The organism is Streptomyces sp. NPDC003691, from assembly GCF_053981115.1.
Genome location: NZ_JBSFNQ010000187.1, coordinates 1 through 5,294, shown reverse-complemented (window position 1 = coordinate 5,294; position 5,294 = coordinate 1). Strand labels below are relative to the sequence as shown.

Annotated in this window: 7 protein-coding genes; 5 read left to right on the top strand and 2 right to left on the bottom strand. The window is 74.1% G+C overall.

Annotation, left to right across the window (positions count from 1 at the left end; genetic code table 11):
* Positions 1-183: 183 nt before the first annotated feature.
* Genes ACWDR0_RS34480 through ACWDR0_RS34470 form a run of 3 tightly spaced genes read left to right on the top strand, consistent with a single transcriptional unit; the run spans position 184 to position 2,879 of the window.
* Positions 184-1,311: a chorismate-binding protein gene (locus ACWDR0_RS34480; RefSeq protein ID WP_456355784.1), complete on the top strand. Its 1,128-nt coding sequence runs from the start codon at positions 184-186 to the stop codon at positions 1,309-1,311.
* The gene (locus ACWDR0_RS34475; RefSeq protein WP_456355783.1) at positions 1,308-2,141 is read left to right on the top strand and encodes an aminotransferase class IV; all 834 of its coding nucleotides are present in this window, start codon (positions 1,308-1,310) and stop codon (positions 2,139-2,141) included. The genes ACWDR0_RS34480 and ACWDR0_RS34475 overlap by 4 nt, the downstream gene beginning before the upstream one ends.
* Before the next feature lie 57 nt (positions 2,142-2,198).
* On the top strand, positions 2,199-2,879 hold the full coding sequence (locus ACWDR0_RS34470) for a GNAT family N-acetyltransferase (RefSeq protein WP_456355782.1): 681 nt from the start codon (positions 2,199-2,201) through the stop codon (positions 2,877-2,879).
* A 35-nt stretch (positions 2,880-2,914) separates the two neighbouring features.
* On the opposite strand, the gene ACWDR0_RS34465 is transcribed toward ACWDR0_RS34470, so the two are convergent.
* On the bottom strand, positions 2,915-3,439 hold the full coding sequence (locus ACWDR0_RS34465) for a DsbA family protein (protein ID WP_456355781.1): 525 nt from the start codon (positions 3,437-3,439) through the stop codon (positions 2,915-2,917).
* A gap of 200 nt (positions 3,440-3,639) precedes the next feature.
* Between ACWDR0_RS34465 and ACWDR0_RS34460 the strand changes: the two genes are divergently transcribed.
* Entirely contained in the window at positions 3,640-4,113 is a 474-nt protein-coding gene (locus tag ACWDR0_RS34460) for a hypothetical protein (protein ID WP_456355780.1), read from the top strand.
* Between the two features lie 189 nt (positions 4,114-4,302).
* On the top strand, positions 4,303-4,527 hold the full coding sequence (locus tag ACWDR0_RS34455) for a hypothetical protein (RefSeq protein WP_456355785.1): 225 nt from the start codon (positions 4,303-4,305) through the stop codon (positions 4,525-4,527).
* Positions 4,528-4,587: 60 nt separating this feature from the next.
* Here the strand turns inward: ACWDR0_RS34455 and ACWDR0_RS34450 are convergent, their stop codons facing one another.
* Entirely contained in the window at positions 4,588-5,151 is a 564-nt protein-coding gene (locus ACWDR0_RS34450) for a CGNR zinc finger domain-containing protein (protein WP_456355779.1), read from the bottom strand.
* Positions 5,152-5,294: the final 143 nt, after the last annotated feature.

Genomic DNA, 5,294 nt, shown 5'->3' with positions numbered 1-5,294 from the left:
GTTGAACTCTAGCGGATTCCGGGGCCAGCACAAAAACGCGTTTCCGCAGCGTGCTGACGTGTGTTCGTCCCGCAGTGCTCCGGGGGGCCGCGCCGGGACCCCGCCGGAGCCTCCCCGGGACCCCGTCCCGGGCGCCCCGCCCGTCCATCCGGCTGCCATCCGCCCCGGTCATAGACTCGAACCGTGCACCACCACCCTCCGCTCGCCCGCTTCGGGCATCTGATCGCCACCGGACTTCGGGACGTCACCCACGACCCCGGGGCCCTCGACTCCGAGGGCTTCTGGGCCGTCGCCGCCGACTTCGAGGGCCGGCTCACCTGCGCCCGGTTCGCCGAGGTCCGCAGCGAGCCGGTGCCCGCGCCCGTCCCCGGACGGTGGCGCGGCCCCGCCGCGGGGGACTGGACCTCCTCCCTGGACCGCCCGGCGTACACCGCGGGCGTCGCCCGGATCCGGGAGCACATCGCGGCGGGCGAGGTCTACCAGGCCAATCTCTGCCGGGTGCTCTCCGCGCCCCTGCCGGAGCCCGGCGGGGAGCCCGCCGATATCGACGCGCTCACCGCCCTGCTCGCCCGCGGCAACCCCGCCCCCTTCGCCGGAACGATTCGCCTGCCCGGTCACGGGGTGGAGATCGCCACCGCGTCGCCCGAGCTGTATCTGCGGCGCACCGGCGGCGCCGTCGAGTCCGGGCCCATCAAGGGCACCGGGCGGACCGCGGCCGACCTGCTGGAGAAGGACCACGCCGAGAACGTGATGATCGTGGACCTGGTCCGCAACGACCTGGGCCGGGTCTGCGCCACCGGAACGGTCACGGTGCCCGAGCTGTGCGCCGTCGAACCCCACCCCGGCCTGGTCCATCTGGTGTCCACCGTCCGCGGCGAACTGCGGCCCGGCGGAACCTGGCGGGACCTCCTGGCCGCCACCTTCCCGCCCGGCTCGGTCACCGGCGCCCCCAAGTCCAGCGCCCTGCGGATCATCGAGGCGCTGGAGACCGCCCCCCGGGGCCCGTACTGCGGCGGTATCGGCTGGGTCGACGCGGACCGCGGCCGGGGGGAGCTGGCCGTCGGCATACGCACCTTCTGGATCGACCGGACCGGACCCGGCCGCCCCCTGCTGCGGTTCGGCACCGGAGCCGGGATCACCTGGGGCTCCGACCCCGGAAGGGAGTGGGCGGAGACCGAGCTGAAGGCCGGCAGGCTGCTCGCGATAGCGTCGGCCCCGGCGGGCCCCGAAGGAACGGAGCCGGCCGCCGGACGTCCGGCGAGCGGTGCGGCGGCGGGCGCCGCGACCAGCGTGGAAGGACAGTTGCGATGAAGCTTTGGGTCGACGGCGGGCCGAAGGACGCCGGGGAAGCCAGGGTCTCCGTGCTCGACCACGGGCTCACCGTCGGCGACGGGGTCTTCGAGACCGTCAAGGCTGTGGCCGGGCGCCCCTTCGCCCTCACCCTCCACCTGGAACGGCTCACCCGCTCCGCCCGCGGCCTCGGACTGCCCGACCCCGACCTCGACGAGATCCGCCGCGCCTGCGCCGCCCTCCTCGGCGCCGACCCCGTACCGCTGGGACGGCTCCGCATCACCTACACCGGCGGGCTCTCGCCGCTCGGCTCCGACCGCGGCACCGCGGGACCGACCCTGGTCGTCGCCCTCGGCTCGGCCGAGGAGCGCCGCCCCGACAGCACCGCCGCCGTCACGGTCCCCTGGGTCCGCAACGAGCGCGGGGCGGTCGCCGGGCTGAAGACGACCTCGTACGCGGAGAACGTCGTCGCCCTCGCCCGGGCAGCCGGGCAGGGCGCGTCCGAGGCGCTCCTCGCCAATACGGTCGGGCAGCTGTGCGAGGGCACCGGCTCCAACGTCTTCGTCGTGGTGGACGGCGAGCTCCTCACCCCGCCGCTCTCCTCCGGCTGTCTCGCGGGCATCACCCGGGCGCTGGCCGTGGAGTGGACCGGGGCCGTCGAGGCCGACCTGCCCTTCGACGTACTGGAGCGGGCCGACGAGATCTTCCTGACCTCCAGCCTCCGCGACGTACAGGCGGTGCACCGGATCGACGACCGGCTCCTGCCCGGAGCGCCCGGGCCCGTCACGGCAAAGGCGATGAGGGTCTTCGACGAGCGGGCCGCCGCCGACCCGGACCCCCGGCTCCCCTGACACCGCGCCCCGGCGCACCGTGTGGGGGACCGGCCCCCGGATGGGTAGAACACCCGGATGACGACCACCCTGCGGCCCGCCGGGCCGGTTCGGCAAGAAACCGGCGGCGCCGGCTCACGTACGTACGACATCTGTGTCAACGGCCGCCGGGTCGGCGGTGTCGAGATTGCGACCCTGACCCCGCCGGCCCACCGGACCGGAACACTCCGGTCGCTTTTCGTCGAACCGGCCGACCGGCACCGGGGAAGGGCGACGGTGGCCGCGCTCGCCGCCGAGGAGGTGCTGCGCGCCTGGGGCTGCGACGAGATCAGGGTGTCCGTGCCCCCGGCCGCCCGGGCGGCGACCCGACTGGCCACCTCCCTCGGCTACACCCGCTCCGGCCGGAAGCTGGAGAAGGTCCTCGCCGTCCGGCCGCCCGCCCTGCCCGAGGGCCTCTCGGCCCGCGCGGAGGGGCCGAACGGGGGGTGCGTCCTGCTCGACGGGGACACCGAGGTCGGCCGGTTCGAGCTGGTCATGGACGGAGAGTGCGCCCGGCTCGCGACGGCGGGCATCAGCGCCCCGCTGCGCGGCCGGGGCTACGGGCGGGCCCTGGTCCGCCGGGCCGAGGACGCGGCCCTGGCCGCCGGGGCCCGGCTGCTGGCGCTCTCGGTCCCGGCGGACGACGGCGCCGCCCTGAAACTGGCCTCCGCCCTCGGCTACCGCACGACCGAGGTGCACTGGGTCAAGCCCCTGCTCTGACCGCTCGGCGCCGGAAGGACGGCCGCGCGGCGGAACTATCCGGCCAGCAGACGGTCGGCGATCTCCTCGATACGGGCCCGCAGGCCCTCCTGGCTCTTGCCGCCGTCGAGGCGCTCGCCCCCGATGACATAGGTCGGCGTACCGGTCACCCCGATCGCCTTGCCCTCCGCGTGGTCGGCGTCGACGGCGAGGATATGCCGGCCGTCGATCAGGGCGGTATCGAACTCGTCCGCGTCCAGACCGAGTTCACGGGCCGTCTCCACCAGGAACTCCTCGCCCCGGCGGTCCAGCTCCGCCACCCCTTCGAGTACGGCCCCGGTATAGCGGAGTCCCGCGCCCTGGGCCGCGGCCTCCTCGGCCGCCTGGGCCGCGGCGAAGGAGTGCTTGTGCTTCTCCAGCGGGAAGTGCCGCAGCCGGACGTCCAGCCGGTCGCCGTACCGTTCGCGGAGAGCCCGCAGATCGGTGAGGGCGGTCAGACAGTCGGGGCACTGCAGTTCGCACCAGACGTCCAGGACGACGGCGGACGGCGCGGCAGCGGGGGACGGGATGGGGTCGCTCATACGCCGAGTCTCCCAGTCCGCCGGGCCCGGGACCGCGGCGGGACCGGCACCTGGGGATGAACACGCCCCCGAGATCACCCTGAGAACCCCCGCCGCCATGGCCCCCGGGCCCCTGGTCGGTGCAGGATGGATGGGGACGTCACGTAATACGCCCACCGAAGAACGCCGCACCAGCAGCGCCGCACCAGCAGGAGGACCGGATGATTGCCGAGACCGTATGTTCCGCGGTGTCCGCGGCGGGCCTGGGCATCGCCGCGATCACGGCCTACCGGAAGCGGTACCTGTCCGCGGCGAGAATCGCCGCCTACTCCCTGGTCCCGCTCGGCCTGGTGCTCACCGGCGCGGTCGCCTGGGCGGTGGACACGGCCTTCAGCCCGACGGCATGGCTCGGCTTCGGTCTGCTGGGCGGTGCCTGGCTGATGTTCCTGGGTATCCGCGGAGTCGAGAAGCGGAAGGGCATCCCCGGCCGCAAGGAGCGCCGGGCCGCGAAGGCGGCGGCCCGCCGCGGTGCCGTGGCGCCCGCCGCGTCCTCGCCCGCGCTCGGCGGCACCCGGTCCGCGGAACCGGCCCGTCCGGCGGCGCAGCCGAAGGGGCGGCAGCAGCCGGCCCGGGGGGCCGGTGCCGGGGACGACTTCAGCGATATCGAGGCGATCCTGAAGAAGCACGGCATCTGAGCGCACGGCATCCGAGCACGGCACGGCATCCGGACGGAAGCGCACGGAGGTACGCGGCATCCGGACGGAAGCGCGCGGGAGCACACGGCATCCGGACGGAAGTGCGCGGCCCCGGTTTCCGCACCGCCCGGCCGGAACTTCTCAGTGGGTGAGACACCGGGCGGGATGTGACGAACTCCCGCTCCTCATATGAGTGTTGAGCGATCCTGGGGCCGCGCTCTGCGCCATCATCACCCCGAGATGCTCGATACCTCCCGGGGCGAGGCCCCCGTACCGACACCAGAGCCGACGCAGCGAGCCCAGGAGCCCCGGGGCTGTCTCTTCGCGCTCTCCCAGCCGCCGCTGATGATCTTCCTGACGGTGATCGGCGTGCTGCTCCTCATGGCCGCCGTCCACGATCTGTTCCTGTTGTGAGCGGCGGAGTGAGCGCCGGCGCCCCGCGGGTGCGCGAGGGCCGCGGCCGTCCGCCGCGGCTCAGCTCGCCGCTTCCTTGCGGCGAGCGCGATAGGCGGCCACATGGAGGCGGTTGCCGCAGGTCCGGCTGTCGCAGTAGCGCCGGGAGCGGTTGCGCGACAGGTCCACGAAGGCCCGTCCGCAGTCCGGCGCCTCACAGCGGCGCAGCCGCTCCTGCTCGCCCGCGACGACGATGAACGCCAGCGCCATCCCGCCGTCGGCGGCCAGGTGGTCGCCCACCGAGGCGCCGGGTGCGAAGTAGTGCACATGCCAGTCGTAGCCGTCGTGGTCGGTGAGCTGCGGGGTGGTGCCCGCGGCCGCGACCAGTTCGTTGACCAGCTCCGCGGCCCGCCGGCGGTCGGTGGCCGCGAAGATCTCGGCGAACCGGTCCCGGACCTGCTGGACCGCCTTCAGATCCCGGACGCCCAGCTCGCCGACATCACTGATGGAATGGGCCTGGACGAAGGCTTCGAGGGCGGCGACGTCCGCGAGCGCGTCGGTCTGGTCCTGGTCGTCCTGTGGCGCCGTGTTCACCAGGCCGACGACCATGTCGAGGGCGTACCTGGTGTCGTGAGGGATGAGCACGATGCACTCCATGGCCGGCCGCGGGCCGGTGCCCGCCGAATCCCGCTGACTCTAGCGGTTCGCCCCCGGAAACAGCGGTGCCGTCGTCGCGTCGGGACGCGACGACGGCGACCAGGAGACCTGCCTGACCGTCGCGGATGTCG

Excerpts from the sequence above, each read along its gene's own strand:
- ACWDR0_RS34475 (WP_456355783.1), top strand. The coding sequence starts at position 1,308 with ATGAAGCTTTGGGTCGACGGCGGGCCGAAGGACGCCGGGGAAGCCAGG.
- ACWDR0_RS34470 (WP_456355782.1), top strand. The coding sequence starts at position 2,199 with ATGACGACCACCCTGCGGCCCGCCGGGCCGGTTCGGCAAGAAACCGGC.
- ACWDR0_RS34465 (WP_456355781.1), bottom strand. The coding sequence starts at position 3,439 with ATGAGCGACCCCATCCCGTCCCCCGCTGCCGCGCCGTCCGCCGTCGTC.
- ACWDR0_RS34460 (WP_456355780.1), top strand. The coding sequence starts at position 3,640 with ATGATTGCCGAGACCGTATGTTCCGCGGTGTCCGCGGCGGGCCTGGGC.
- ACWDR0_RS34455 (WP_456355785.1), top strand. The coding sequence starts at position 4,303 with ATGAGTGTTGAGCGATCCTGGGGCCGCGCTCTGCGCCATCATCACCCC.